Source organism: Flavobacterium psychroterrae (genome assembly GCF_018380615.1).
GTDB lineage: Bacteria > Bacteroidota > Bacteroidia > Flavobacteriales > Flavobacteriaceae > Flavobacterium > Flavobacterium psychroterrae.
Genome location: NZ_JAGYVZ010000002.1, coordinates 102101 through 128836, shown reverse-complemented (window position 1 = coordinate 128836; position 26736 = coordinate 102101). Strand labels below are relative to the sequence as shown.

Annotated in this window: 24 protein-coding genes and 1 pseudogene; 14 read left to right on the top strand and 11 right to left on the bottom strand. The window is 32.7% G+C overall.

Annotation, left to right across the window (positions count from 1 at the left end; translation table 11 throughout):
* Window position 1: 1 nt before the first annotated feature.
* On the bottom strand, window positions 2-730 hold the full coding sequence (locus KHA90_RS02405; protein WP_213294727.1) for a TrmH family RNA methyltransferase: 729 nt from the start codon (window positions 728-730) through the stop codon (window positions 2-4).
* A 37-nt stretch (window positions 731-767) separates the two neighbouring features.
* Here KHA90_RS02405 and tamL point away from each other — a divergent pair, with 37 nt between their 5' ends.
* From tamL to KHA90_RS02380, 5 genes and pseudogenes are all read left to right on the top strand, one after another.
* Window positions 768-3323, top strand: a complete 2556-nt coding sequence (gene tamL / locus KHA90_RS02400; protein ID WP_213294725.1) for a translocation and assembly module lipoprotein TamL — start codon at window positions 768-770, stop codon at window positions 3321-3323.
* Between the two features lie 58 nt (window positions 3324-3381).
* Window positions 3382-4449 carry a class II fructose-bisphosphate aldolase gene (fbaA, locus tag KHA90_RS02395; RefSeq protein ID WP_213294723.1) on the top strand — a complete coding sequence of 356 codons (1068 nt, stop codon included), beginning with the start codon at window positions 3382-3384 and terminating at the stop codon, window positions 4447-4449.
* An 83-nt stretch (window positions 4450-4532) separates the two neighbouring features.
* Complete coding sequence (gene accD / locus KHA90_RS02390) at window positions 4533-5387, top strand: acetyl-CoA carboxylase, carboxyltransferase subunit beta (RefSeq protein ID WP_213294720.1); 855 nt, start codon at window positions 4533-4535, stop codon at window positions 5385-5387.
* Window positions 5388-5471: 84 nt separating this feature from the next.
* On the top strand, window positions 5472-6107 hold the full coding sequence (locus KHA90_RS02385) for a hypothetical protein (RefSeq protein WP_213294718.1): 636 nt from the start codon (window positions 5472-5474) through the stop codon (window positions 6105-6107).
* Window positions 6108-6480: 373 nt separating this feature from the next.
* Window positions 6481-6873, top strand: a pseudogene (locus tag KHA90_RS02380) (helix-turn-helix domain-containing protein).
* Window positions 6874-7112: 239 nt separating this feature from the next.
* Here KHA90_RS02380 and KHA90_RS02375 read toward each other — a convergent pair.
* A complete protein-coding gene (locus KHA90_RS02375) occupies window positions 7113-8159 on the bottom strand; it encodes an NAD(P)-dependent alcohol dehydrogenase (RefSeq protein WP_244860233.1) in 1047 nt (348 codons plus the stop codon).
* A 93-nt stretch (window positions 8160-8252) separates the two neighbouring features.
* The gene (locus tag KHA90_RS02370; protein ID WP_213294716.1) at window positions 8253-9500 is read right to left on the bottom strand and encodes an ABC transporter permease; all 1248 of its coding nucleotides are present in this window, start codon (window positions 9498-9500) and stop codon (window positions 8253-8255) included.
* Window positions 9501-9665: 165 nt separating this feature from the next.
* Between KHA90_RS02370 and purH the strand changes: the two genes are divergently transcribed.
* From purH to rodA, 6 genes are all read left to right on the top strand, one after another.
* On the top strand, window positions 9666-11192 hold the full coding sequence (gene purH / locus KHA90_RS02365; RefSeq protein WP_213294713.1) for a bifunctional phosphoribosylaminoimidazolecarboxamide formyltransferase/IMP cyclohydrolase: 1527 nt from the start codon (window positions 9666-9668) through the stop codon (window positions 11190-11192).
* A gap of 54 nt (window positions 11193-11246) precedes the next feature.
* Window positions 11247-12275, top strand: a complete 1029-nt coding sequence (locus KHA90_RS02360; RefSeq protein ID WP_007804822.1) for a rod shape-determining protein — start codon at window positions 11247-11249, stop codon at window positions 12273-12275.
* A 108-nt stretch (window positions 12276-12383) separates the two neighbouring features.
* On the top strand, window positions 12384-13208 hold the full coding sequence (gene mreC / locus KHA90_RS02355) for a rod shape-determining protein MreC (RefSeq protein ID WP_213294710.1): 825 nt from the start codon (window positions 12384-12386) through the stop codon (window positions 13206-13208).
* A complete protein-coding gene (locus tag KHA90_RS02350) occupies window positions 13201-13707 on the top strand; it encodes a rod shape-determining protein MreD (RefSeq protein WP_213294707.1) in 507 nt (168 codons plus the stop codon). Before mreC ends, KHA90_RS02350 begins: the two co-directional genes overlap by 8 nt.
* The gene (mrdA, locus tag KHA90_RS02345; RefSeq protein WP_213294704.1) at window positions 13704-15653 is read left to right on the top strand and encodes a penicillin-binding protein 2; all 1950 of its coding nucleotides are present in this window, start codon (window positions 13704-13706) and stop codon (window positions 15651-15653) included. Before KHA90_RS02350 ends, mrdA begins: the two co-directional genes overlap by 4 nt.
* Before the next feature lie 14 nt (window positions 15654-15667).
* On the top strand, window positions 15668-16903 hold the full coding sequence (rodA, locus tag KHA90_RS02340) for a rod shape-determining protein RodA (protein WP_213294701.1): 1236 nt from the start codon (window positions 15668-15670) through the stop codon (window positions 16901-16903).
* Window positions 16904-17133: 230 nt separating this feature from the next.
* Here rodA and KHA90_RS02335 read toward each other — a convergent pair whose 3' ends face one another.
* The 6 genes from KHA90_RS02335 to xrtF form a co-directional block, all read right to left on the bottom strand.
* Window positions 17134-17814: a DedA family protein gene (locus tag KHA90_RS02335; RefSeq protein ID WP_213294698.1), complete on the bottom strand. Its 681-nt coding sequence runs from the start codon at window positions 17812-17814 to the stop codon at window positions 17134-17136.
* A 130-nt stretch (window positions 17815-17944) separates the two neighbouring features.
* The gene (locus KHA90_RS02330) at window positions 17945-18334 is read right to left on the bottom strand and encodes a heavy-metal-associated domain-containing protein (protein WP_244860232.1); all 390 of its coding nucleotides are present in this window, start codon (window positions 18332-18334) and stop codon (window positions 17945-17947) included.
* A gap of 65 nt (window positions 18335-18399) precedes the next feature.
* Complete coding sequence (locus KHA90_RS02325; RefSeq protein ID WP_213294696.1) at window positions 18400-20406, bottom strand: TonB-dependent receptor plug domain-containing protein; 2007 nt, start codon at window positions 20404-20406, stop codon at window positions 18400-18402.
* 115 nt (window positions 20407-20521) lie between these two features.
* Window positions 20522-20920: an HYC_CC_PP family protein gene (locus KHA90_RS02320; RefSeq protein WP_213294685.1), complete on the bottom strand. Its 399-nt coding sequence runs from the start codon at window positions 20918-20920 to the stop codon at window positions 20522-20524.
* Between the two features lie 45 nt (window positions 20921-20965).
* On the bottom strand, window positions 20966-21412 hold the full coding sequence (locus KHA90_RS02315) for an exosortase F system-associated membrane protein (RefSeq protein ID WP_213294683.1): 447 nt from the start codon (window positions 21410-21412) through the stop codon (window positions 20966-20968).
* Complete coding sequence (gene xrtF, locus KHA90_RS02310; protein WP_213294681.1) at window positions 21402-21938, bottom strand: exosortase family protein XrtF; 537 nt, start codon at window positions 21936-21938, stop codon at window positions 21402-21404. Before xrtF ends, KHA90_RS02315 begins: the two co-directional genes overlap by 11 nt.
* Before the next feature lie 71 nt (window positions 21939-22009).
* On the opposite strand from xrtF, the gene KHA90_RS02305 reads away from it, so the two are divergent.
* The 3 genes from KHA90_RS02305 to KHA90_RS02295 all read left to right on the top strand — a co-directional run bounded on the left by KHA90_RS02305 (window position 22010) and on the right by KHA90_RS02295 (window position 25212).
* The gene (locus KHA90_RS02305; RefSeq protein WP_213294679.1) at window positions 22010-22465 is read left to right on the top strand and encodes a GAF domain-containing protein; all 456 of its coding nucleotides are present in this window, start codon (window positions 22010-22012) and stop codon (window positions 22463-22465) included.
* Window positions 22466-22630: 165 nt separating this feature from the next.
* The gene (gene rpsO, locus KHA90_RS02300) at window positions 22631-22897 is read left to right on the top strand and encodes a 30S ribosomal protein S15 (RefSeq protein WP_041516556.1); all 267 of its coding nucleotides are present in this window, start codon (window positions 22631-22633) and stop codon (window positions 22895-22897) included.
* Between the two features lie 179 nt (window positions 22898-23076).
* Entirely contained in the window at window positions 23077-25212 is a 2136-nt protein-coding gene (locus KHA90_RS02295; RefSeq protein WP_213294676.1) for a polyribonucleotide nucleotidyltransferase, read from the top strand.
* 122 nt (window positions 25213-25334) lie between these two features.
* Here KHA90_RS02295 and KHA90_RS02290 read toward each other — a convergent pair whose 3' ends face one another.
* Window positions 25335-25937: a CDP-alcohol phosphatidyltransferase family protein gene (locus tag KHA90_RS02290; protein WP_213294673.1), complete on the bottom strand. Its 603-nt coding sequence runs from the start codon at window positions 25935-25937 to the stop codon at window positions 25335-25337.
* A 4-nt stretch (window positions 25938-25941) separates the two neighbouring features.
* Complete coding sequence (locus tag KHA90_RS02285) at window positions 25942-26688, bottom strand: LA_2272 family surface repeat-containing protein (protein WP_213294664.1); 747 nt, start codon at window positions 26686-26688, stop codon at window positions 25942-25944.
* Window positions 26689-26736 lie beyond the last annotated feature (48 nt).

The window sequence follows — 26736 nt, the reverse complement described above, 5'->3', positions numbered from 1 at the left end:
CTTAACTATTTCGTTTAAATTCACTAAGAATAATTGCAGTTGCGGTAGCTACATTTAAACTTTCGGTTTTTTGAAGCTCTCCAAACCTTGGAATTGTAAGTCGGCTGGTAACCGTTTTTTCAATCTCTTCTGAAATCCCGTTGGCTTCATTACCCATAATAATGATTCCGGCTTGAGGCAAATTTGATTGATAAATATTCTCGCCATCCATAAAAGTTCCAAAAACAGGAAGATTCGTTTCTGCAATAAATGTTTTCAAATCAACATAATTCACATTTACTCTCGCAATAGAACCCATTGTTGCCTGAACTACTTTTGGATTATAAATATCGACGGTTTCTTTTGAACAAATAATTTGCTTGATACCAAACCAGTCACAAAGACGCAAAATCGTCCCTAAATTTCCGGGATCACGAATGTCGTCTAAAGCCAAGATCAAACCCGAATTTATTATTTTATTTTCGGTTGGGATTTTAAAAACAGCCAAACATGAATTTGGAGTTGATAATGCACTTATTTTTTTAAGGTCCTGCTCATAAATCATGGTACGTTTTGAAGATTGAACTTCTTCAAAATCATTTTGAGTCGTGTATAAATGCTCTAATTCAAAATTGGATAATAACAATTCTTGAATTACTTTTACTCCTTCGGCAAAAAATAATTGATTTGCAAAACGTTGCTTTTTTTGATGTAAACCTGAGATAAGTTTTATTTGGTTTTTACTAACCATAAAATAATGTACTTTTGAATTAAATATTTAAGAACACTTGAAAAAGAATTCCACAAAAATAACAGCATTTATTCTAATAGCAACATTTATTTGCGGTTGTAATGCTGTAAAAAGAGTTCCCGATGGAAAAAACCTTCTTGTAAAAAACACTATTCTTGTAAATGGCAAGGCAACCAGTGATGAAATTGCCTCTAACCAAATGTACCAAAAACCTAATGGAACATTGCTGGGATATCGTTTACGCTTAAATTTATACAATTTAGCCAACTTAAATCCTGACTCTACTTATCAGGCTAAATTTAAAAATCATCCCGGACTCTATGAACGTCAGTCTAAATTATTATCAGCAAAACAAGTAGACAGACTTGGGCAATCTTTTTTAAACAAAGGCCTTAACGAATTTTTAAAAAATACCGGGGAACCTCCTGTAATTATTGATACTGCAAAAACAAAAAAATCTCTCTTACGTTTAAAATTCTATTATTTTAATAATGGTTATTTTAATGTTGCAACAGATTATAGTATTGATAGTGTTGCCACAAAAAAAGCTAAAATAAATTATCTTATCACTACTGGTCCGGCATACACTCTAGACACTATAAAAACCAATATCAAGACTCCTGCTCTTGATTCGTTGTACAAAAACAATAATGAACCTTCGTTTTTAAAATCCGGCAAACAATATAAAACAGCTGATTTTGAAGAGGAGAAAAACCGTCTTACTACTTATTTCAGAAACCACGGTGCTTATTTTTTCCAGCCTACTTATGTTACTTTTGATATTGACACAATTGGTAAAAAAAACAAAGCCGATGTAACTTTGATTGTCAACAATAATAATATTCAGGAAAGAGATTCAAGCAGAACAGAACCTTTTAAATTGTATAAAATTAGTGACGTTAACATTTATACGGATTATTCTCCTGCAAATTCAAAAACTAAAGTAAACGACAGTACAACTTACAACAATTTTAACTTATACAGTTATAAAAAACTGAAATATAAGCCTCGCGCCATTACCGATGCTATTTTTATTAATAAAGGAAGTACATTTTCGGACACCAGAACAACGCTTTCCTCAAGATACTTAAACAATTTAAAGATCTTTAATTATCCGTCTATTCAATATGAAGTCGATAAACGCGACTCAACAGCACAATCATTAATTGCTAACGTTTATCTTACACCAAGAAAAAAATATAGTTTTGGAGCTTCTTTTGATGTGACACACTCTAATATTCAGGATTTTGGAATTGGTGCGAGTATTTCTGAAACTATCCGAAATGTGTTTAACAGGGCTGAAACTCTTGAGATTTCGACTCGTTTAAACATTGGATCGTCGAAAGATATGGCGAATCCTAATAATAATTTTTTCAACGTATCTGAATATGGAGTTGATTTAAAACTGAATTTTCCGAGAATTTTATTGCCTTTTGGAACTGAAAAAATTATCCCAAAAAGGATGATTCCTTCTACAAGTATTGCAGGAGGTTTCTCTAAACAAAGGAACATTGGTTTAGATAAAGAAAACTTTACGGGAGGAATTGCTTACAACTGGTCGCCTAAACGAAACAATACAGCGAAACTTGAATTGCTGAATGCTCAATTTGTACGTAATTTAAATCCGGGTAATTATTTTAGGGTTTACACTTCATCCTATAATGAATTAAATAATATTGCAGAAACTTATAATACGGATGCTACTAATCTTGATGCTGATGGCAATTTAATTATTACAAAGGGTACTACAGATTTCACTAAAGAAGTATTGAACGGACAAACTGCATTAACACCTGACAGAGCCGAATATAAAGATGTAGAAAGCATTGAAGAAAGAAGGGTTCGTTTGACTGAAAATGACTTTATTTTAGCAACAAGTTACACTTTTACAAAAACCACGAAAAAAGATCTTGCCGATAATACTTTTTATCAGTTTAAGACTAAAATTGAATCTGCAGGTACTTTACTTTCAGCTATTTCAAGCATAGGAAATCTTCCTAAAAATTCTAATGGAAACTATGATATATTCAACTTAGAGTATTCAGAATATATAAAAACCGAATTTGATTATATTAAACACTGGGATTTTGGAAAAGAGCAGGTATTGGCCGTAAGAAGCTTTTTTGGTATAGCGATTCCGTTTGGAAATTCAAATTATATTCCGTTTTCACGAAGTTATTATTCAGGAGGTTCAAATGATAACCGTGCATGGCAACCCTATGCTTTAGGTCCGGGAAGCACGAACGCTGTAAATGATTTTAACGAGGCAAATATGAAGATTGCAATGAGTGCCGAATTTCGATTTAAAATTTTTGGCGATGTCAAAGGAGCAATCTTTGCTGACGCCGGAAATATCTGGAATGTGATGGATAATGTGATTGATGATAAGGCAAAATTCAACAACTTAAACGATTTAGCTGAAATTGCTTTAGGTTCAGGATTCGGTTTACGTTACGATTTAAGCTTCTTTGTTATTCGGTTAGATTTAGGGTTTAAGACTTATAATCCAGCACATGAGAAGGGTGATCGATGGTTCAAAGAATACAATTTTGGGCACTCTGTTTTAAATTTTGGAATAAATTATCCTTTCTAATGCTAATTAATTCTTATTTTTGCAACCTAAAAACTAAAAACAACTAAAAAAAATTACAATGGCACACAATATCAAACCGGGAGTAGCTACAGGAGATCAAGTACAGGAGATTTTTAATTATGCGAAAGAAAAAGGTTTTGCTTTACCAGCAGTAAATGTTACTGGTTCAAGCACAATCAACGGAGTACTTGAAACTGCAGCAAAACTAAATGCACCGGTTATCATTCAATTTTCTAACGGAGGAGCTCAATTCAACGCTGGAAAAGGATTATCTAATGCAGGTGAAAAATCAGCAATCGCTGGTGGAATTGCGGGAGCATTACACATCCATACTTTAGCAGAAGCTTACGGTGCAACTGTAATTTTACATACTGACCACTGTGCAAAAAAATTATTACCTTGGATTGATGGTTTATTAGATGCATCTGAAAAACATTTTGCAGAAACAGGAAAACCATTATTCAGTTCTCACATGATCGATTTGTCTGAGGAGCCAATCGAAGAAAACATCGAGATCTGTAAAGAATACTTGGCTAGAATGAGCAAAATGGGAATGACATTAGAAATCGAACTTGGTATTACAGGTGGTGAAGAAGATGGTGTTGACAACTCTGATGTTGATAGCTCAAAATTATATACTCAACCAGAAGAAGTTGCTTATGCTTATGAAGAATTATCTAAAATAAGCCCTAGATTTACAATCGCAGCAGCTTTTGGAAATGTTCACGGTGTTTACAAACCAGGAAACGTAAAATTGACTCCAAAAATCTTAAAAAATTCTCAGGATTTCGTTCAAAACAAATTCAAAACTGGTCCTAACCCAGTAGATTTCGTTTTTCACGGAGGTTCAGGTTCTACACTTGAAGAAATCAGAGAAGGAATTAGCTACGGAGTTATCAAAATGAATATTGATACCGATTTACAATTTGCATATACAGAAGGAATTCGTGATTATATGGTTAAAAATATTGACTATTTAAAAACACAAATTGGTAACCCTGAAGGTTCTGAAGTTCCTAACAAAAAATATTATGACCCAAGAAAATGGGTACGTGAAAGTGAAGTGACATTCAACACAAGACTTGAACAAGCTTTTGCAGACTTGAATAACGTAAACACACTATAAATTTTAGATTTCAGATTTTAGATTTTAGATTCCTTGGGGTCTAAAATCTAAAATCTACAATCTAAAATCTAAAATCTAAAAAAATGGCTTGGTTTAAAAGACAGGAAAAAGGGATTACGACCGCTACAGAAGATAAGATGGACGTTCCGAAAGGATTGTGGTACAAATCTCCTACTGGAAAAATTATTGACGCTGACGAATTAGCCAGAAACTTATTTGTTAGTCCGGAAGATGATTTTCACGTTAGAATTGGAAGCGCAACCTATTTTGAAATTTTATTCGACAATAACGAATTTGTTGAACTAGATAAAAACATGACATCAAAAGATCCTTTGCATTTTGTGGATACAAAAAAATATGCAGAAAGATTGAAAGATGTAATGGAGAAAACTCACCTTAAAGACGCTGTGCGTACCGGAGTGGGAAAATCTAAAGGAAAAGAACTTGTTATTTGTTGTATGGATTTTGCCTTTATTGGTGGATCTATGGGAGCTGTTGTTGGAGAAAAAATTGCAAGAGGTATTAATCACGCGATTAAAAACAAATTACCATTTGTAATGATTTCGAAATCAGGTGGTGCCCGTATGATGGAAGCAGCTTATTCGTTAATGCAATTGGCTAAAACATCTGTAAAACTTGCACAACTTGCCGAAGCAGGATTACCTTACATATCATTATGTACAGATCCTACAACTGGAGGAACAACTGCATCATATGCCATGTTAGGAGATATCAACATCTCTGAGCCTGGAGCTTTGATTGGTTTTGCTGGTCCTCGTGTTGTTCGTGACACTACAGGAAAAGATTTACCGGAAGGTTTTCAAACCGCTGAGTTTCTTCTAGAGCACGGTTTCCTTGACTTTATCACGCCTAGAAAAGAATTGAAAGATAAGATTAACTTATATATCGATTTAATTCAAAACAATACAATTAGATAGTTTTCAAACTTCTAAAACATAAAAAATCCCATTTGTTAAGGCAAATGGGATTTTTTTTATATATTTAATTTTAAATCTTAGTTTATGAAAAGAACTTTTATTGCCTTTATGATTGGTTTACTTCTTTTTAATTGTACTAAGAAAGAGGCTAAGATTGTTGAGAAAAATATTCCCTATATAATTTCTAAGGAAAATAAAGGAAAAATTAGTGGCAAAGACACTATTCGTCCAAATCCTCCTATTCCAGGATGGTTAGTTTATGGAACAAATACATTTATTATCAATTCCGATTCTACAGCATACTATTTTCAAAATAAAGGAATAGGCTTTATATGCGGAACTGAAACTGCAGATACAATTCCCTATTTTGCAAATTTACAACCTAAAGATTTAATCGAAATTTCAAATAAAAATCTCTATGATTTCATAAAATTAAATTATAAGGATGACTTTCGGAATGCTACTTTTATTGCATCAGAATCTGACACTTTAAAATCGAAGATGTTTTTTGATTTACGTAAATCTTTAAACTATTTTATTAGACATAGAGATTTCTGTGTTGTAAGAAGAACAACCCAAGAAGAAGATACCGTTTTGAAATACAAAAGAAGTAACGAATTCTATTCTTCAGCAGATATAAAATGGGATAATAATAGAATTACATTTCCTGAACAAGTTAAATTTGTAAAACCTTTTATCAAAGTCAATAAAAAGATCTAAAAAATATATTTCCGGTTTTAATATTTAGACGTATCCAAATTAATAAATTATAAGAAAAATTGTATATTTGATTACGGATTGAAAGTCTGCAATTCGTGCCGTTAGGCACTCAATATTGGTAGAAAACATAAATTGGGATTTATTTAGCGTGCCGTAGGTACGCAATAGTTGTTATTTTGTTGCGTACCTACGGCACGCTAACGGATCTAAATCCATATTTTCTACCAATATTGAGTACCTAAAGGCACATTTCTTGATTCGCATAAATATTAGTTTTGCTCAAAGCAAAATGTCCAAAAATGTATCAAACGTAATTTTACTTGTTTTTTACCAAAACCTATTTTTTTTAAAGGAATATAAATATCTTTGAATTATGAGCACAGCAACAAAACCAAATCATATAGGGCGAAAAATTAGCCGTATTCGTGAACTGAAAGACATGAAGCAAGAAGCATTGGCACAAGCTTTAGGACTATCTTAACAAACTGTATCTGCAATAGAAAACAGCGAAACTATTGATGATGAAAAACTTTCTGAAGTTGCAAAAGCTCTTGGAGCAAGTGTTGAAGCAATTAAAAACTTTACCGAAGAAAATATGATTAATTATTTTAATAGCTTTTATGACAATAGCACTGCTAATGGAATAAATAATCCAGTTAATTGTTCATTCAATCCATTGGATAAAGTAATTGAACTTTATGAGCGTATGATTCAAACAGAAAAAGAAAAAGTTGAATATTTAGAAAAATTATTAAGAGAAAAATAAGATTCTGAAAAAATATATTGATTGCAAAAAAAATCCTGAGAAATATTTTCTCAGGATTTTTTTATATGCGTATTTTTTGTCATTTCGATACGGATTGCGATATTATTGCGATTGGATTGTGAAGAATGGATTAAAATCTATCCCTACAATATAAATCGTTCCTTCCGGAACTTTATTTATCAAATCTCAAAATGACAAAGTTGTAACCCCAATACTAGAAAACCTCTGCAACTTTGAACCTATTTCAAAGAAGCCATATCAATCACAAAACGGTATTTTACATCACTTTTATTCATACGCTCGTATGCTTCGTTAATGTACGACATATCGATTATTTCAACATCAGATGTAATATTGTGTTCTGCACAGTAATCTAACATTTCCTGAGTCTCTTTGATTCCGCCAATTAAACTTCCTATAATACTTCTACGTTTCATGATTAAAGTAAAAACAGGAATTTCAGCCGGTGCCGGCGGAGCTCCAACCACAATCATGGTTCCGTTTTTTGTTAGCAAATTCAGGTAAGCATTATGATCGTGTTTTGCAGAAACAGTATTCAGGATAAAGTCGAAACTATTTGCTAAAGATTCCATTGTTTCAGGATTTGAAGTCAATGCAAAATGATGCGCTCCTAATCTTTTAGCATCTGCTTCTTTTGATGGAGAATGACTCAACACGGTAACTTCGGCACCAAACGCAACCGCAAATTTAACTGCCATATGTCCTAACCCTCCAAGTCCCAAAACTCCAACTTTATGACCTTTACCAACTTTTAAATATTTTAAAGGTGAATAAGTAGTAATTCCGGCGCATAATAATGGAGCAACTCCTTTTATATCTAATTTTTCAGAAACATGAAGTGTGTAACTTTCGTCGACGATTATACTGGTAGAATATCCTCCGCGAGTTGGGATATCAGTTCCTCTTTCAACGCTGTTGTAAGTTCCTGTCATTCCTTCATCGCAAAACTGCTCTTCTCCAGATTGACAACTTGGACAAACTCTGCATGAATCAACAAAACAACCAACTCCTACTAGTTCTCCAACTTTAAATTTAGATACTTCGCTCCCAACAGCAACAATTCTACCTACAATTTCATGTCCGGGAACTAAAGGGTAATTTACAGGTCCCCAATCACCTTTTGCGGTATGAATATCTGAGTGACAAACTCCACTGTATAAAATATCTATTTGAACCTGATGAGCACCAACTTCCTTTCTTTCAAACGTATAAGGTTTTAAAGGATTTTCGGCATCATAGGCTGCATACGCTTTTACTGGTATCATATTATTATTTTTTAATTTAGCTATTAAAATTACAACAATATTGAACAATAAAGCAACCTTTGAAGTTCTAAAAAATGAATTTAACTTTTAGATTTACATTCCGGTTCTAATCGCTTCAACCGGATCTAATTTTGCTGCAGAAATCGCGGGTAAGATTCCAGAAATTACTCCAACCAAAATTGATAATCCGGCGCCAATAACCACATTCCAGAAGCTTAAAACAAATTCAAAATCTAATAAATTGGTTAATAAAACAGACATTAGAAAAACAATTATTAAACCAATAATTCCACCGATTAAACAAAGGATAACGGCTTCAAACAAAAACTGAAACAATATAAATTTATTTTTTGCGCCTAAGGATTTTTGAATACCTATTAAATTAGTACGTTCTTTTACAGAAACAAACATAATATTGGCAACTCCAAAACCTCCAACTAAAAAGGAAAAGAAACTTATAAATATTCCGCCAAATCTTAAACTTCCCAGAATTCCATCGACAAAATCAGTAAAACCGGAAAGTACATTAATAAAGAAATTATCAGATTCTCCTGCTTTCATTCCGCGAATTGCTCTAAGTTTTTGAGCAACTTCGGCTTTATAAGCGGCCATATCTACTCCTTTTACAGGTTTTAAAACAATTACCGGAGTCATAGAATCGCTGTCGCCGTACATTCTGCGTAAAAAATTCGTTGGTAAATAAACTGATGTATCATTACTATCGCCAAAAAATCCTGCGCCTTGTTTTTTAATTACACCAATTACGGTAAAACGTTGTCCGTATAAACGAATATTTTTCCCGATGGGATCGCTTGTTCCAAAAAGTCCTTCGGCAATATCATATCCCAAAACAATTACGGCGCTTCCTGAATTTGATTCAGATTCATTGTAAAATCTTCCTTTATCAAAACTCAATCCTTCAATATCGACCATTTCGCTTGACGAAGGAACTATATTGACATCACTAACTGTTTTTGAATCGTATTTTAAAGTTTCATGATTTACAAAAAGCTGATACGCGACCTGATCGGTATTATTTAGTGAGTTTTTTAAACTGATATATTCATCATATTTCACATTGGGGAATTGCTCTCTTTTCCATTGTGGAATTTCAGAAGGCCCGAAACAATATTTCATTAAATAAATCGTGTTTTTATCTAAGCTGCTCAAGTCTTTTGAAATCTTTCTGTCTAAAGAATCTACTGCCGCCAAAACCGCAATAATTGAGAAAATTCCAATCGTAACCCCTAACAGGGACAATAAGGTACGTAATTTATTATTTCGCAAAGCGTTTATTGCAAAGCGAAAACTTTCTTTTAATAACCTTAGATAAACCAGCATATATGTGTATTTTTCATTAAAGTAAAATTCAATAAATTAAAATCAAAAACCTAATAAAAGTTAAGTTACTCATAAGTAGATTTATTTAGCATAATGTTACATTAATTTTCTTTAAAATAATATTTAAAAAAACTACTTTTGCAGTCTGAAAATCATAACTACACAATGAGTACAACTAAAACAATACAATCTGCATTAATATCTGTTTTTTCGAAAGATGGACTAGAGCCAATCGTTAGAAAATTACATGAACAAAACGTAACACTTTATTCGACTGGAGGAACAGAAGATTTTATAAAAAACCTTGGAATTCCAGTAGTTCCGGTTGAAGATATTACTTCATTTCCTGAAATTCTTGGTGGAAGAGTAAAAACGTTACACCCGAAAATTTTTGGCGGAATCTTAAACCGTCAGGATAACGAAGGTGATGTTCAACAAATGAAAGAATTTGATATCCCTCAGATTGATTTGGTTATTGTTGATTTATACCCTTTTGAAAAAACGGTTGCTTCAGGCGCTAGTGAACAGGATATTATTGAAAAAATTGATATTGGCGGAATTTCATTAATTCGTGCCGGTGCAAAAAATTTCAAAGATACTGTAATTGTGGCTTCTGTAAACGAATACAGCTTGCTTCTTGATTTGATTACAGAGCAAAACGGAGCAACGACTCTTGAAAACAGAAGATTGCTTGCTACAAAAGCTTTCCACGTTTCATCTCATTATGATGGTGCTATTTTTAATTATTTCAACACTGACGAAACGATCTACAAAGAAAGTATCGAAGGCGGTCAGATTTTAAGATACGGAGAAAATCCTCATCAAAAAGGTTTCTTTTTTGGAGATTTTGATGCTATTTTCAAAAAAGTTCACGGAAAAGAATTGTCATACAACAACCTTTTAGATGTTGATGCGGCAGTAAACTTAATCAATGAGTTCAAAACTGACGGGCCAACTTTTGCAATTTTAAAACATAATAATGCTTGCGGTTTAGCTTCAAGAAAAACAATCAGCGAAGCTTATTTAGCGGCGCTTGCTTGTGATCCAACATCTGCTTTTGGCGGGGTTTTGATTGCAAATACTAAAATTGATTTAGCTACTGCACAGGAAATCAATAAACTATTTTGCGAAGTAGTAATTGCTCCAAGTTATGATGATGATGCAATTGCAGTTTTACAAGAAAAGAAAAACAGAATTATATTAGTTCAAAATGAAGTTGAATTACCTTCGAGACAAGTGAGAACATGTCTTAACGGTTTGTTAATTCAGGACAGAAATAATATTACAGATACTAAAGAGCATTTAAAAACCGTTACAATTACTGAGCCTACTGCCCAGGAAATAGAGGATTTGATATTTGCATCTAAAATTTGCAAAAACACAAAATCAAATACGATTGTTTTTGCTAAAAACGGAACATTAATTTCTTCAGGTACAGGTCAGACATCAAGAGTTGATGCTTTGGTACAAGCCGTAGATAAAGCTAAAGCTTTTGGATTTGATTTAACCGGCGCTTCAATGGCGAGTGATGCATTCTTCCCTTTTCCGGATTGTGTAGAATTAGCTAAAAATGCAGGAATTACAGCAGTAATTCAGCCTGGAGGTTCAATAAAAGACGAATTAAGCATAAATTATTGCAACGAAAATAATCTTGCAATGGTATTTACAGGAACACGTCATTTTAAACATTAATTTGTTTAACTTTGTTGAAAATAATTTATAACATTTTAAACCCCTAAAAAACTTATGGGATTTTTTGATTTCATGACCGAGGATATTGCGATAGACCTTGGTACCGCAAACACTTTAATCATACATAATGATAAAGTTGTTATTGATAGTCCGTCAATCGTTGCACGTGATCGAATATCAGGCAAAATCATTGCTGTTGGTAAGGAAGCCAATATGATGCAAGGTAAGACGCATGAAAATATCAAAACCATAAGGCCTTTGAAGGATGGTGTTATTGCTGATTTCGATGCTTCGGAAAAGATGATCAACATGTTCATCAAAAGTATACCGGCTTTGAAGAAAAGAATGTTTACTCCAGCTTTACGCATGGTAGTATGTATTCCGTCTGGTATTACTGAAGTGGAGATGCGAGCTGTAAAAGAATCTTGTGAAAGAGTAAACGGAAAAGAAGTTTACTTAATTCATGAGCCAATGGCAGCAGCAATTGGTATTGGTATCGATATTATGCAGCCAAAAGGAAACATGATTGTTGATATTGGTGGTGGTACTACTGAAATCGCAGTTATCGCTTTAGGCGGAATTGTATGTGACAAATCTGTAAAAATTGCAGGTGACGTTTTTACAAACGATATTGTTTATTACATGCGTACACAACACAATCTTTTTGTGGGAGAAAGTACAGCTGAAAAAATAAAAATTCAAATTGGAGCCGCTATCGAAGATTTAGATGGTCCTCCGGAAGATATGTCTGTTCAGGGTAGAGATTTACTTACGGGTAAACCAAAACAAGTTGACGTTTCTTACCGTGAAATTGCAAAAGCATTAGACAAATCTATTCAACGTATTGAAGATGCTGTAATGGAAACATTATCTCAAACTCCTCCTGAATTAGCTGCGGATATCTACAACACTGGTATTTATTTAGCTGGTGGTGGATCTATGTTAAGAGGTCTTGACAAACGTATTTCGCAAAAAACAGATTTACCTGTTTATATTGCCGAAGATCCGTTAAGAGCTGTAGTTCGTGGAACCGGAATGGCACTTAAAAACATTGCAAAATTCAAAAGCATCTTAATTAAATAAGATTCACACAATCAAATATATTTTTATAAAAGTCAAATTGATCGAATTTGACTTTTATAAAATTTGAAACTTAATAGCATATCCTGAAACAAAATAACCGAACAAGAAATGCAGCAAATTTTTAATTTTATTATAAGAAACAGTAATAGATTGCTGTTTTTGCTGCTTTTAGGTATTTCGTTGGCACTCACAATTCAATCTCATTCCTTTCATAAAAGCAGAGTAATCAGTTCCGCTAATTTTTTAAGCGGCGGTGTTTATGAAAAAATTAATCACGTAAATGAATATTTGAATTTAAGAACCGAAAATGACGAACTGGTACTTGAAAACGCAAGATTAAAAAGCCTTTTATTTAATAAAGAAGATACCACAAAAGCACCTTTACCAGACAGCATTAAAGGAGTAAAACCTGCTGATATTATTGTTTCAAAAGTAATTCATAACTCGTACAGCACTCACGAAAATTACATTACATTAAATTCCGGCGCTAATGATGGCATTAAACAAGATATGGGTGTTATAAATAGCTTAGGTATTATTGGGGTAATTGATAATACTTCACCAAGATATTCAACAGTGATAAGCATTTTGAATATGAAATCACACATTAATGCCAAATTAAAAAAATCCAATCATTTTGGATCTTTAACCTGGGACGGAAAAAGTACAGGATTTGTACAATTAGAAGATGTTCCAAGATTAGCTTCAATTAGAAAAGGAGATACAATTGTTACCGGTGGTCAATCTGTAATTTTTCCTGAAGGAATTAATATTGGTACTGTTGATAAAATTTATATCAAAAAAAATACAAGCTATTATGTTATAAACGTTAAACTATTTAACGATATGACAAATCTTGGACATGTATACATTATTAAGAGTAAGGATAGAGACGAGCTTATTAATTTAGAAAAAAAAGGGAAAAATGAATAGCGCTTTGTTAGTCAATATTTTTCGATTTATTATGTTACTAACAATTCAGATTGTTATTTTCAATAATATGAATTTTTTAGGGTACATAAGTCCCTTTCCATACATCCTATACATTATTTTGTATCCGGTAAACAGTAACAGAGCGGGTTTAATTATCTCCAGCTTTTTACTTGGACTTACAATGGATATGTTTTGTAATTCCGGTGGAATTCACGCAACAGCATGTGTGATTCTGGCTTATTACAGGCCATATATATTTAAATTCTCATTTGGATTGAGTTATGAATATCAAACGATTAAATTAAACGAGTCTTTGACTCCTGAAAGGTTTTCATTTATTTTAGTATCTGTCGTATTACATCATATTGTATTATTTGTACTCGAAGCTTTCCAGTTTAAATTTATTTGGGATATTTTACTCCGAACATTATTTAGCTCTATTTTTACAATAATTACCTCAATTATAATAATTTACCTTATTAAGCCCAATAAACGATGAGAAAAGTTCTGCTGCCCTCTTTAATTATTATCGCAGCATCTTTGCTGGTGATGAGGGTATTCTATTTGCAAATTGTAGATGATTCTTTTAAACTAAAATCAGAAAATAACGCAATAAAGAAACAGTATGACTATCCGGAAAGAGGTTATATTTATGATAGAAATGGTAAATTACTAGTAGCTAATCAGGCTTCCTATGATATCATGGTTATTCCCAGAGAAATCAAGGAAAACCTGAATATTAATGAATTCTGTACTTTACTAAACATCACAAAAGAAGACTACGATAAAAGAATCGCAAAAGCTAAAGTTTATAGTCCGCGATTACCTTCTGTATTTTTATCTCAGTTAAACAAAAATGAATTTGCCGCTTTCCAGGAAAAAATTAGAAAATATGAGGGTTTTTATTTCCAAAAACGTTCACTTCGTGATTATGAAGTAGATTATGGCGCTAACATTTTTGGTTTCATTACTCAGGTAACCGAAGGACTAATTGCTAAAAACCCATACTATAATAGCGGAGATTTAATAGGTCAGCAAGGAGTTGAGCAAAGTTATGAAGAAATTTTACGCGGTATAAAAGGTGTAAAATACATTCAAAAAGACAAATATAACAGAGAAATTGGCTCTTATAAAGAGGGTAAATACGATACTATCGCCGTTGCCGGAGAAGACATTAATCTAACGATTGATGCTGAACTTCAAAAGTATGGTGAGGAATTAATGATCAATAAAAGAGGAGGAATTGTTGCCATCGAACCTAAAACCGGTGAGATATTGGCATTAGTTACTGCGCCATCTTATGATCCCGGAATTTTAGTTGGAAGACAAAGATCTAAAAACTATACCCTTTTATATCACGATTCAATAGCAAAGCCATTATACGACAGAGGACTTTTAGCCGAATATCCTCCTGGTTCGCCATTTAAAATCTTAACTGGTTTAGTTGCACTACAAGAAGGTGTAATTAACGAGCAAACTACTTTCATGTGTCACCACGGATTTAGCTACGGTCGAGGTCGTTTTATGAAATGTCACGGTTTTGGTCCTCATCAATTACATAACGGAATTTATAATTCTTGTAACACGTACTTTGCACAGGCGTATATGTTGACTATCAACAAATATAACAATCCGGGTAAAGCAGTTGATGTCTGGAGTGATCACGTAAAAAGTTTTGGACTTGGTCAGTTTATGGGATATGATTTGCCAATCGGTAAAAAAGGAAATGTCCCAACATCTAAAACCTATAAAAAAATCTATCCTAACGGAGGCTGGAGAAGCACAACTATTGTATCGAATGCTATTGGTCAGGGTGAAGTTTTAATGACACCTATTCAGTTAGCAAATATGATGGCTACAGTTGCCAATCAAGGTTATTATTATACGCCTCATATCATTAAAAAGATTGAAGGAAAAAAAATAGATGCTAAATTTACTACAAAGCACGAAACTACAATTGACAAGAAATATTTTCCACCGGTTATTAGCGGTTTATTTGATGTTTACAATATGGGAACTGCACATGCCCTTCGCGTAGAAGGGATTGATATTTGTGGAAAAACAGGAACAGCTGAAAACTACGCTAAAATTGACGGAGTTAGAACAAAACTTAAAGATCACTCTATTTTTGTTGCTTTTGCGCCAAAAGACAATCCTAAAATTGCTATCGCAATTATGATTGAAAACGGAGGTTTTGGAGCTACAGTTGCCGGTCCGATCGCAAGTTTGATGATTGAAAAATATCTGAGAAAGAAAATCACAAGAAATGATTTAGAAATTCGAGTACTGAACAAGAGTTTAGCAAGCGAATATGCAAAATTAGGAGGAATGACTGAAGCCAGTGCAATTGAATCTACTCCAAAAGATTCTGTAATGAAAGCTAAAATCGTTAAACCAAAAGCAGAAATTAAAAATATTCCTGTAGACACCACTAAAGAAAACTAATAAGATTATTTCAAATGAAAAATCAAAGTGTAAAAAATAACATTGACTGGATAAGCGTTTTTATCTACATTTCGTTAGTGATATTAGGGTGGCTAAATATCTATTCCTCATCACTATTATCAACAGAAGGAACTTATCAAAAGCAACTAATTTTCATTGGATGTACAATTCCTTTGATTTTCGTCGTGCTTTTTGTTGATGGAAAGTTTTATGAAAAATATGCCAGTATCATTTTTGGAGTTTCTTTATTATCATTAGCCGGTTTATTTCTTTTTGGAAAAACCATTGCCGGTCAAAGATGCTGGTACGCAATAGGAAGTTTCACTATACAGCCTTCTGAGTTTGCAAAAGCTGCAACATCATTAGCATTGGCAAAATATTTAAGTGACACTCAAATAAACCTGAAAGATGTAAACAGGCAAGTTCAGGCATTGGCAATTGTTTTTTTACCTGTTTTACTGATTTTACCACAACCCGATCCGGGAAGCGCCTTGATATATAGTATTTTTATTGTTGTTTTATATAGAGAGGGATTACCTTCATGGTATGTCTGGACTGGTTTTATTACTATTTTATTATTTGTATTAACACTCGTTTTAGAACCATACGCAGTTATTTTAATTGCTTTAGGAGTTTTAATAATCATACATTTTAAAGGAAGAGCCGTTGATCGAAACATTCTGTTAAGTGGTATTTTACTCGCTATAATATCTGCTTTTGTACTATCCGTAGATTATGTTTTTGATAATATCTTTAAACAGCATCACCGTGATCGTTTTAATATATTACTAGGAAAGACGGTCGATATGAAAGGTATTGGATATAATACAAATCAATCTGAAATCGCTATTGGTTCAGGAGGCTGGATAGGAAAGGGTTTCCTTGAAGGAACGCAAACCAAAGGAGGTTTTGTACCTGAGCAGCACACAGATTACATCTTTACCACGGTTGGTGAAGAATGGGGTTTTGCTGGTTCTTTAGTGGTTATTATTCTGTTTGTAGGGTTATTTCTAAGGGTTATTTATTTAGCAGAAAGACAAAAAACAAAATTCAGCAGGGTTTATGGTTATTGCGTTGCTGGAATTTTATTTACTCACTTTTTCGTAAATATTGCAATGGTTATCGGAATTTTTCCAACAATTGGAGTTCCCCTACCCTTCTTTTCATACGGAGGTTCCGGACTTTGGGGATTCACTATTTTGTTATTTATCTTCTTAAAGATGGATGCAAATAAAGTAAATGAGTGGTAATCTTTAAGAAATTCCAATATAAAAATTCCAAATTCCAATTTGATGATAGGTCATCGTTAAGAGAAAACTATAGTAAGACTTTCATTTTAGTTTGTAGAGCTTTTAAATCATTTGACTAAACCACTTTATCATAGTCTGGAACAATCTTATAAATGATTTAGCAATCGTAATCAAGCATAAAAAAAGTCCGAAGTTTAAAACTTCGGACTTTTTTTATGACATATTTTTAACTAAATCTTTTCGCTTGGTCTCTTTTTTAAAAGTTTTATCAATACAGGGAATGTAGAAATAATAACGATTATAATAATGATATATTCAATATGGTGTTTTAGATTAATTCCTTGTTTTAAAAATACGCCGTACAAATAATGACCCGCAAAAATCAAGATAAAAGACCATAAAAATGAACTTAAAACATTATAGAACATGAACTTCTTTTTATCCATAGAAACTATCCCTGCAATAATTGGCGCAAATGTTCTGAATATTGGAAGGAAACGGGCATAAATAATAGCTTTCCCACCGTACTTTTCAAAGAAATCTTTTGATTGTAATAAGTACTTTTTCTTGAACCAAAAAGTATCTTCTTTTTTAAATAAATAATAACCGCTTTTAGCTCCAAACCAATATCCTGTCATATTCCCTAAAACGCCCATTATTGCAACTAAAGTTGAAAGTAAAAAAACGTTCAAAAAATCAGATGGAATATCAACAACATTCAGCATTAAGTCACGACTGTAGATCCCTGCCAAAAAAAGCAAACTATCTCCCGGAAGAAAAAAACCTGCAAAAAGTCCTGTTTCAGCAAATACTATAAACAAAACAATAAATAAACCAATTTGAAAACCACCGATACTTAATGTTATATAAAATTCGGGGTTAATTAATTGAGTCCAATCAAAATTATTCATAAATGCGTTGGTTATATTTATAAGTTCGTGAAATTAACAATAATTTGCTTCAACACCAATAAAATGCTATATTTTAAAGATAAATTAACTATTGAAAAGCCCAAGTTTTACACTTGGGCTCTCAACATTATTATTCTCTTACATACTTACAGCAAGAATGTAAATTATCATAATCAGTTTCTGTTGCTTTAACTTCCTTAGTATCATGACCTACTTTAGCAATCGCATTGTTTAAATCTGTTGGAGATGATTTTTCTTCATTTAAAATCACCGCTAATTGATGTGAACTAATATCCCAAGTCGCCGTTTTTACTCCGGGAACACTAAAAGCTGCTTTTTCAATACGCTTTTTGCATTGCTCGCAATTACCGTTTACTTCTGTAGTGTATTTTAAATTCTTATTTTTTTTAGTTTGAGCCTGAGCTGAAAATCCTAAAAAAGTGATCATTGCAATTAAAAGTATATTTTTACTCATGCTTTTTGTATTGCTTTTTTTGTATTCGTGAATCGCTGATTTCATTTTATTATTATTTATTGTTATTGAAATTGATTTTTGAGATTGACATTATTATTGTCATTGAACTCTTATTTTATTTTAAATCGTAAACCTGCATAATACATTTGTCCAAAAATTGGAGCGTACGCAATTGATGCATCAAAATTAGGTCCAAAAGGATCTTCGGAACCCAGAATTGCTTTTTCCTGTTTATAATTACCAATGTTTTCTCCGCCCACATACACTTCTAAAACCGGCGAAATAACTCTTGTAACCTGAACATTCATAACTGCGTATGAAGGTGAAAAATCCGGAAACTGATCTTCAACAGGATTTGATGCCGTGTAAGGCAATTGCTGTTTTCCAGACCAATTAAAGGTGTAATCAAATTTCCATTGTTTACCATCATTCAGATTTGTTTCGTATTCCAGATTCCCTAAAAAACGATGTTTGGATTGTAACGGACGTTGAAATGTTCCGGTTAAATAATCTGTTTGGATATCATAATACTTATAAGCTGTTCTTAAATTGAAATTATGGGCAAGCTCATAATTAAATTCAACCTGTAAACTATTTGCAAACGAATTTCCTCTTAAATTATAAAAAGAAACCTGCTGTGGACTTTGCATTAAATCAACGACCGCTTGATTCTGAAAATCGGTGCGATAGAAATCAAATCCGGCTTCGGCATTTTTATTGAAAATTTTAAATTTCTGAGAAAAACTTACGCCATAGTTCCATGCAATTTCAGGATTTAATCCATAAATTTTTCCATTTGTATCTAAAATCGAGAACGTTCTTGAACTAGCAAACAATTGTTGGTTCTCTGCAAAAATATTAGCTGAACGTTTTCCTCTTCCTGCGGAAAAACGAATCACTCCATCTTTCCACGGATTATATCTCATGTGTAAACGAGGTGTTGCAAAAAAGCCTAAACGATTATGATTGTCAACTCTCCCGCCTAAAATCAGACTAAAATTATCGGCATTATCATACGTATATTCAAAAAATGCTCCTACTGAATTATCAATTCTGCTATAGTCATTTACGTTTACAAACTCCTGATACTGGTCGTATGTAAAATTCAAACCTGTCGAGAATTTGTGCATCGTGTTGTTGATAATCGAATTAAAGATCAAATTCGAATAAAAACTATTTTGCTTAATATCATATAAATTCAGACCAAAATACGAATTTTGATTATGACTATTAAAAGCATTCTGAAAACCAATACTTTGATAAGGCATATCTTTAAAAACATAACCTATTTTTGTAGAAAGATCAAAACGTTCTGTATTGATTTCTGAGCCCCAAAAATTTGTTGTTCCACGATCTCTGTCTTTATCAAAATCAACTTCTCCGGTTTGTTTTTTATCATTCATATACCTGAAATTGATAAAACTAACTATGCCACTTTCAGGATTATAATATTGATAACGATTCAAAACATTGATTTGCTTCCCTAAAGGATTATCCAGAAAACCATCATCGTTCATGTCATTTTTTGCGACACGGGCATTTCCATGAACGAATAAACTTGTTGCCCATTTATCAGATAATTTTTTATTGAAGTGTGTATTTACCTCAAAACGAGCATCGGTTGAACCATATACGTTTAAAAAGAATGGAATATCACTCAAAGGCTTCAAAAGTTCTGTATTAATTTGTCCCGAAATACTCTCGTAACCATTAATAACACTTCCGGCGCCTTTAGTAATCTGGACACTTTCTATCCATGTTCCAGGCGTAAATGATAATCCGTAAGCCTGAGAAGCTCCACGAACCGAAGGAATATTTTCTTCGGTAATCATTAAATACGGACTTGTTAAACCAAGCATTTTGATTTGTTTGGTTCCAGTCAAAGCATCAGAAAAATTGACATCTATTGATGGATTTGTTTCGAAACTTTCAGCCAGATTACAGCAAGCAGCTTTTAGCAACTCTTTGCTTGTAATCATTGTAGTATTGGCGGTAAGCGTATAGGATTTTTTAAGTCCTTTTTGCTTTTTGGTGATTTTTACTTCCTCTAAATCTTCTTGCGAAAAAGCAGAGACAGAAAGTAAAATCATACCCAAAAGCAGAATATGTTTTTGCATAAAAAAGATTTTAATGTTTAATAGAAAAGCTGTTTTAAGATAAATTCTCAAAAACTGAGAAATTGGCAAACAGCATAATGCAAGCCTATAAGTGGCTTGATTCTAAACATTAAAATCAGGAATAAAAAATATACTGACTATATAATTTAAACAATGGTGGTGCATTCGCATCAGAATAATACGAAGTAATTTGATTGCTTTTGAAATTTGGAATTGATAAAAAAGCAATTGGTTTAAATTCTTGAATTACAGCTGGAAAAGCAAATTGAAAAAAGAAAAACTTAATGGTTGCATTGTCAGATTTTTTCTCAAAATGAACCACTTTGTCTTTACAACAAGAGGCTTTTTTTTCAGATGCGCCACAACATTTCTTTTCAGGAGATGCAGCAACCGAAGTATTTAATGAAACAGAAGCAATTTTACCTCCGCAATAATGCACATCAAAAGCAAACCCAATGTTGGAAACCAACAATAGGAACGCTAAAAATAATCCCGTGCACTTTTTTAAATTCATGATACAAAACTACCTAAAAGACTTGAAAAAAGATTTAATTATTTGTTATTTTTTAAGATTCTGCTGCTGATAATAAAATGCAGGAATAAATAACAAGACAAATATGGGCTGAATAATAAACCTTCGAACGTAAAAAAGAAGCCAATTTCCGTCAGGAAAATAATTGAGAACGATAAAAAACATCCCTAAAAGTATCACTAAAAAGAATCCATATATTAATGTACTAAATTTTAAGATTTCAAGATCCTGAAACAAAGTAGAAATTAACAGCAATGATAAAATGGTATTTAAAATAAACCGAACCAGAAGCCCAAAAAAAAGTTTAAGAGAATCCACCTCGGGAAAAGGGGAGTTTTTAAAATCTGATTCAAAATAAATTAAAAACGGATCATAAAATATTTTATTCTCTAAAGCTCTAATAAGTCCAAAACTCACTATAATAAGTAGCACAATAAGGATTTTGAATTTATGTGCAAACAGTTTATGTAGCATATTTAGAAAATTTATTTATCCAAATCACCCATAAAATAAAAACTGCTCCATAAATAATCAACGGAAAAAGGACACCGTGCAATATATGTTTTTGTTCCGGGAAATAAAACAACAAAACTGCAAGTAAAGCAATTCGGATCACATTAAGTACGTAAATAAACATAATGCCAAACAGGATATAAAGTACTGTAGTTTTGAGTTTTCCTGAAAAAGCAAGTATAAAAGAAAAAAACAAAATAAAAATACTCACAGCATTACAACCTTCAACAATTCTAATAACATATTTTTTATTGTACCAAACTTCTAACCAGGCATTAGAAATACTTTCGTTGATTTTGATATCACAATTAAACAAATTCATTAATTGATATACATTTTTACCCACGACATACGTTATTCCGTCTACATCAGTTGTTTTAAAAGAATCCAGATAAAACTTATAAGCTATTGTAAGCAAAATATATGCAGCAAAAAAAGTGCTTATAAATATAAGGAAGGGTTTAAATTGTGTAAGGTATTTTTTCAATGGAAATTTTTTTCAAATTTATGTATTTTTTGAGATTTGCTTTAAATACTTTTGTATAAAATTTTCACATCATGACATTTCAGGAATTACAACCAAAAATAAGTGCTATTGTAGCTGATAGCGATACTCTTAGAGACGAAAAATTATTAGCAATCTGCCAACTTTTAAATGAAAATGTAGAATATTACAACTGGGTTGGATTTTATTTCGCTAATCACGAGGCTAAAACTTTACATTTAGGTCCTTATGTTGGAGCAGAAACGGATCATACTGTAATCCCTTTTGGAAAAGGAATTTGCGGACAAGTAGCTGAAAGCAATGCAAATTTTGTAGTGCCGGATGTTGCCGCACAAGACAATTATATAGCTTGCAGCTTTACGGTAAAGTCTGAAATCGTGGTTCCTCTATTTGTTAACGGACAAAATATTGGTCAAATTGATATTGACAGCCACGTAATTGACCCTTTTACTGAAGCTGACGAAAGATTTTTAGAATTTGTAAATGAGGAAGTTGCCAAATTATTCTAAAAAAATCGACTTTTAAAGATTCATATAAAAAGATTTTCAGACCTTAATTGCTAAATCTTCAAATTTTTCAATCTTTAAATTTATTTTTTCGGAAAAAAAGTATTATTTTTGCACCGTCTTACAAAAGATGTATGACATACATAAAAATCATTAAATAATATTGGAATGTATTTAACTAAAGAGAAAAAAGAAGAGATTTTTGCACAACACGGTGAAGCAACAAACACTGGAAAAGCAGAAGCTCAAATCGCATTGTTTACTTACAGAATTAGTCACTTAACTGAGCACTTGAAAAAAAATCGTCATGATTATAACACAGAGCGTTCACTAGTACTATTAGTAGGTAAAAGAAGATCGTTGTTAGATTACTTGAAAAAGAAAGAGATCAACAGATATCGTGAGATTATCAAAGTATTGAATATCAGAAAATAATCAATATAGAAAAGAGGTGCGAGAGTGCCTCTTTTTGTTTTTACAGATTATATATATTACAAGCATTTTTAAAAAGAAAAAAAGTTTGGTTTTTCATTGGGTTTTAGAATAAACAACAACTACACACAACAACTACAACACAACTAAAACCCATTGTATAACCCATAAGGAAAAAATTTATGATTCCACAATTATTTGTAGAAAGTATCGATTTAGGTGATGGCAGAAGCATCACAATCGAGACAGGACGTTTAGCCAAACAAGCTGATGGTTCTGTAGTAGTAAGAATTGGTAAAACTGTTATTTTAGGAACAGTTGTATCATCAAGAAAAGCAAGTCCAGGTATTGACTTTTTACCGTTAACGGTAGATTACCGCGAAAAATTTGCAGCAGCAGGTCGTTTTCCAGGTGGTTTCTTTAAAAGAGAAGCTCGCCCAAGCGACAGCGAAGTATTAACAATGAGATTAGTTGACCGTGTTTTACGTCCGCTTTTCCCAAGTGATTATCACGCAGAAGTTCAGGTTATGATTCAGTTAATGTCTCATGACGAAGAAGTTATGCCAGATGCATTAGCAGGATTAGCAGCTTCGGCAGCACTTGCTTTGTCTGACATTCCTTTTGAAACTTTAATTTCTGAAGCAAGAGTTGGAAGAATTGACGGTAAATTTATCATCAATCCATCCCGCGCACAATTAGAATTATCAGATATTGATATGATGATTGGAGCTTCAACTGATTCTATCGCAATGGTAGAAGGAGAAATGAAAGAAATCTCAGAAGCTGAAATGTTAGAAGCAATTAAATTTGCTCACGAACATATTAAAGTACAAATTGCTGCCCAAGAAAGATTGGCAGCTGCTTTTGGAAAAAAAGAAGTTCGTACTTATGAAACTGAAAAAACTGACGATGCTATTTACGCAAAAGTAAAAGCAGCAGCTTATGATAAAATTTACAACATTGCTAAAGTTGGTTCGGCTAAACACGAACGTTCTGCTGCATTTGATGCTGTAAAAGAAGAAGTAAAAGCATTATTTACAGACGAAGAATTGGCAGAAAACGGAGATTTAGTTGCTAAATACTTCTACAAAACCAATAAAGAAGCTGTTCGTAATGTAACTTTAGATTTAGGAACTCGTCTTGACGGAAGAAAAACTACAGAAATCAGACCTATCTGGTGTGAAGTAGATTATTTACCATCTGTACACGGTTCTGCTTTGTTTACACGTGGAGAAACTCAAGCTTTGGCAACTGCAACTTTAGGAACATCTAGAGAAGCAAACCAAATTGATTCACCATCTGAACAAGGAGAAGAAAAATTCTATTTACATTATAACTTCCCACCATTTTCAACAGGAGAAGCTCGTCCGTTAAGAGGAACTTCAAGAAGAGAAGTTGGTCACGGAAACTTAGCACAAAGAGCATTGAAAAACATGATTCCTGCTGAAAATCCATACACTATCAGAGTTGTTTCTGAAGTATTGGAATCAAACGGTTCATCTTCTATGGCTACAGTTTGTGCTGGTACATTAGCGTTAATGGATGCTGGTATTCAAATGATTCGTCCAGTTTCCGGAATTGCAATGGGATTGATTACTGATGGTGATCGTTTTGCAGTTTTATCTGATATTTTAGGTGATGAAGATCATTTAGGAGATATGGATTTCAAGGTAACCGGAACTTCAGTAGGTATTACCGCTTGTCAAATGGATATCAAAATTGACGGATTGAAATACGAAATCATGGAGCAAGCTTTGGCTCAGGCTCGTGATGGACGTTTACATATTTTAGGAAAATTACTTGAAACTCTTGCAAAACCAAATGCAGATGTGAAAGCGCATTCTCCAAAAATCATCACCAGAACTATTCCTGGAAACTTTATTGGAGCATTAATTGGACCTGGTGGAAAAGTAATTCAGGAATTACAAAAAGCTACAGGTACAACTATCGTAATCAACGAAGTAAACGAAGAAGGTGTAATCGAAATCTTAGGTACAGATCCTGCTGGAATTGAAGCAGTATTGGCAAAAATCCAATCTATCACTTTCAAACCTCAAATGGGAGAAGCTTATGAAGTTAAAGTAATTAAAATGCTTGATTTTGGAGCTGTAGTTGAATATAGTGCTGCACCAGGAAATGAAGTATTGCTTCACGTATCTGAGCTTGCCTGGGAACGTACTGAAAATGTTACTGACGTTGTAAACATGGGAGATGTATTCCAGGTTAAATATTTAGGACTTGATCCTAAAACAAGAAAAGAAAAAGTGTCAAGAAAAGCACTTCTTCCAAGACCTCCACGTGAGGAGAAAAAAGAGTAATCAGATCTTAGTTTACTAAAGGTTTATTCATAGAAAACCCCAATTCATTAGTTGAATTGGGGTTTTTCGTTTTTTGTCTATCCTAAAATCATTCTGTTGATTAATCTCATTATTAAAAACAATTAACCATTAAACCATTTATGTTTCTTAATTGTTTTCCCGGTTCGAATTAAATATGCATGATATGAGCTAGGAACATCATGTGTCCATATCGGCAAGAAATAAATTATTAGATAAACATCAATATGTCCTGTGATTCCAAAAAATACAGCAAGAAAAAAAGGAATTCCAGCATGACCAAAACCAATCATAGAAACAAATGCTGCCAATAATGTTATACCCCATAATTTAGATAAAAGAGCGTGAGTACATGTTTCTTTTCCGAATTTCAGAATACTAAAAACATATGTTAAACCTTCCATTACAAAAATTGAAATAATAGCATATTTATGATCCAGAATTATTTCGGGATTTAATAACCAGGCGCACCACCCAACGCAAAGCCAAAAAATTAAATCGACCTGACTATCCATTCGACGCAATTTTTCTGATGACACACCAACTTTCCGAGCGATAATACCATCAAAAATGTCAGTCAATAATCCTAATATCATTAATAACACTAAAATTAATCTAACATAGATAAAATCACTATTTGCTATTAAAATCATTACAAAACCTAATAGTAATCGAATAGCAATAAGTAAAAAAGGAACTTTTTTCATAATCCTACCAATTTAAAAAAGGCATTGCCCTTTTGTTGTTTATATTCCAAAACCCTAATTGAAAACCCTTAGAGTTTGATTTATTAAGCATTCCTATCTGCAATCCCTTATTCATTCTGGTTTTGTTAAAAATACCAATATGCAATCCTCTTAAACGATACGATTGATTGTAAAGCCCAATCGTAGAACCTGCCAAATCGTTATTAGCATTATAAATCCCAATTGCAATCCCGTTTTGATTGTCTGCAATTGTTCCCAAAACAGTGATTGAAACACCATTAAAATCTACGAACTTATTTGCTGTCGAAACATTTATTCCGTTCATACTTGTGGTAGTAAAAAAACATCCAGAACTAACATTCAAACCATTTAATTTTAAAAGCGGCTTATAATTCATCTTTTTAATCTTATAATGCTCTTCAAGTTTTTTAATACTATCGGGTTTTCTGTTAGTTTTAATAATTTCAGGCAAATACATCAACGCCATAAAAGTCATTAAAGCACCAGCTGCCGGCGCTGGATTTGCTTCTACATTTATACCGTTTATGGTTTGTGAACTCACATGTTTATTTTCTACATGTCCCACTCCAAGAACTAGTCCGTTTATCATATCTACTTTTTTAGAAATAGGAGAAAGACTAAAAATTTGTGAATGTTTCTCAACAGAATCTATAGGCTGAATTTTGATTGTATCCTGAGCATGTATTGACCCAAAAACAAAGAAGAAGAATGCCAAAAATGATGTTTTCATTATTAAATATTTAAAATTATCAAGGCAAACTTATTGCAATTATCACAT

Coding starts and splice junctions, on each gene's coding strand:
- mreC (WP_213294710.1), top strand. CDS start 12,384: ATGCAGCAAATTTTTAATTTTATTATAAGAAACAGTAATAGATTGCTG.
- accD (WP_213294720.1), top strand. CDS start 4,533: ATGGCTTGGTTTAAAAGACAGGAAAAAGGGATTACGACCGCTACAGAA.
- rodA (WP_213294701.1), top strand. CDS start 15,668: ATGAAAAATCAAAGTGTAAAAAATAACATTGACTGGATAAGCGTTTTT.
- KHA90_RS02285 (WP_213294664.1), bottom strand. CDS start 26,688: ATGAAAACATCATTTTTGGCATTCTTCTTCTTTGTTTTTGGGTCAATA.
- KHA90_RS02385 (WP_213294718.1), top strand. CDS start 5,472: ATGAAAAGAACTTTTATTGCCTTTATGATTGGTTTACTTCTTTTTAAT.
- KHA90_RS02330 (WP_244860232.1), bottom strand. CDS start 18,334: ATGAAATCAGCGATTCACGAATACAAAAAAAGCAATACAAAAAGCATG.
- KHA90_RS02315 (WP_213294683.1), bottom strand. CDS start 21,412: ATGCTACATAAACTGTTTGCACATAAATTCAAAATCCTTATTGTGCTA.
- KHA90_RS02295 (WP_213294676.1), top strand. CDS start 23,077: ATGATTCCACAATTATTTGTAGAAAGTATCGATTTAGGTGATGGCAGA.
- purH (WP_213294713.1), top strand. CDS start 9,666: ATGAGTACAACTAAAACAATACAATCTGCATTAATATCTGTTTTTTCG.
- KHA90_RS02405 (WP_213294727.1), bottom strand. CDS start 730: ATGGTTAGTAAAAACCAAATAAAACTTATCTCAGGTTTACATCAAAAA.
- fbaA (WP_213294723.1), top strand. CDS start 3,382: ATGGCACACAATATCAAACCGGGAGTAGCTACAGGAGATCAAGTACAG.
- KHA90_RS02290 (WP_213294673.1), bottom strand. CDS start 25,937: ATGAAAAAAGTTCCTTTTTTACTTATTGCTATTCGATTACTATTAGGT.
- KHA90_RS02305 (WP_213294679.1), top strand. CDS start 22,010: ATGACATTTCAGGAATTACAACCAAAAATAAGTGCTATTGTAGCTGAT.
- KHA90_RS02320 (WP_213294685.1), bottom strand. CDS start 20,920: ATGAATTTAAAAAAGTGCACGGGATTATTTTTAGCGTTCCTATTGTTG.
- KHA90_RS02375 (WP_244860233.1), bottom strand. CDS start 8,159: ATGATACCAGTAAAAGCGTATGCAGCCTATGATGCCGAAAATCCTTTA.
- KHA90_RS02350 (WP_213294707.1), top strand. CDS start 13,201: ATGAATAGCGCTTTGTTAGTCAATATTTTTCGATTTATTATGTTACTA.
- KHA90_RS02325 (WP_213294696.1), bottom strand. CDS start 20,406: ATGCAAAAACATATTCTGCTTTTGGGTATGATTTTACTTTCTGTCTCT.
- rpsO (WP_041516556.1), top strand. CDS start 22,631: ATGTATTTAACTAAAGAGAAAAAAGAAGAGATTTTTGCACAACACGGT.
- KHA90_RS02360 (WP_007804822.1), top strand. CDS start 11,247: ATGGGATTTTTTGATTTCATGACCGAGGATATTGCGATAGACCTTGGT.
- KHA90_RS02335 (WP_213294698.1), bottom strand. CDS start 17,814: ATGAATAATTTTGATTGGACTCAATTAATTAACCCCGAATTTTATATA.
- mrdA (WP_213294704.1), top strand. CDS start 13,704: ATGAGAAAAGTTCTGCTGCCCTCTTTAATTATTATCGCAGCATCTTTG.
- KHA90_RS02370 (WP_213294716.1), bottom strand. CDS start 9,500: ATGCTGGTTTATCTAAGGTTATTAAAAGAAAGTTTTCGCTTTGCAATA.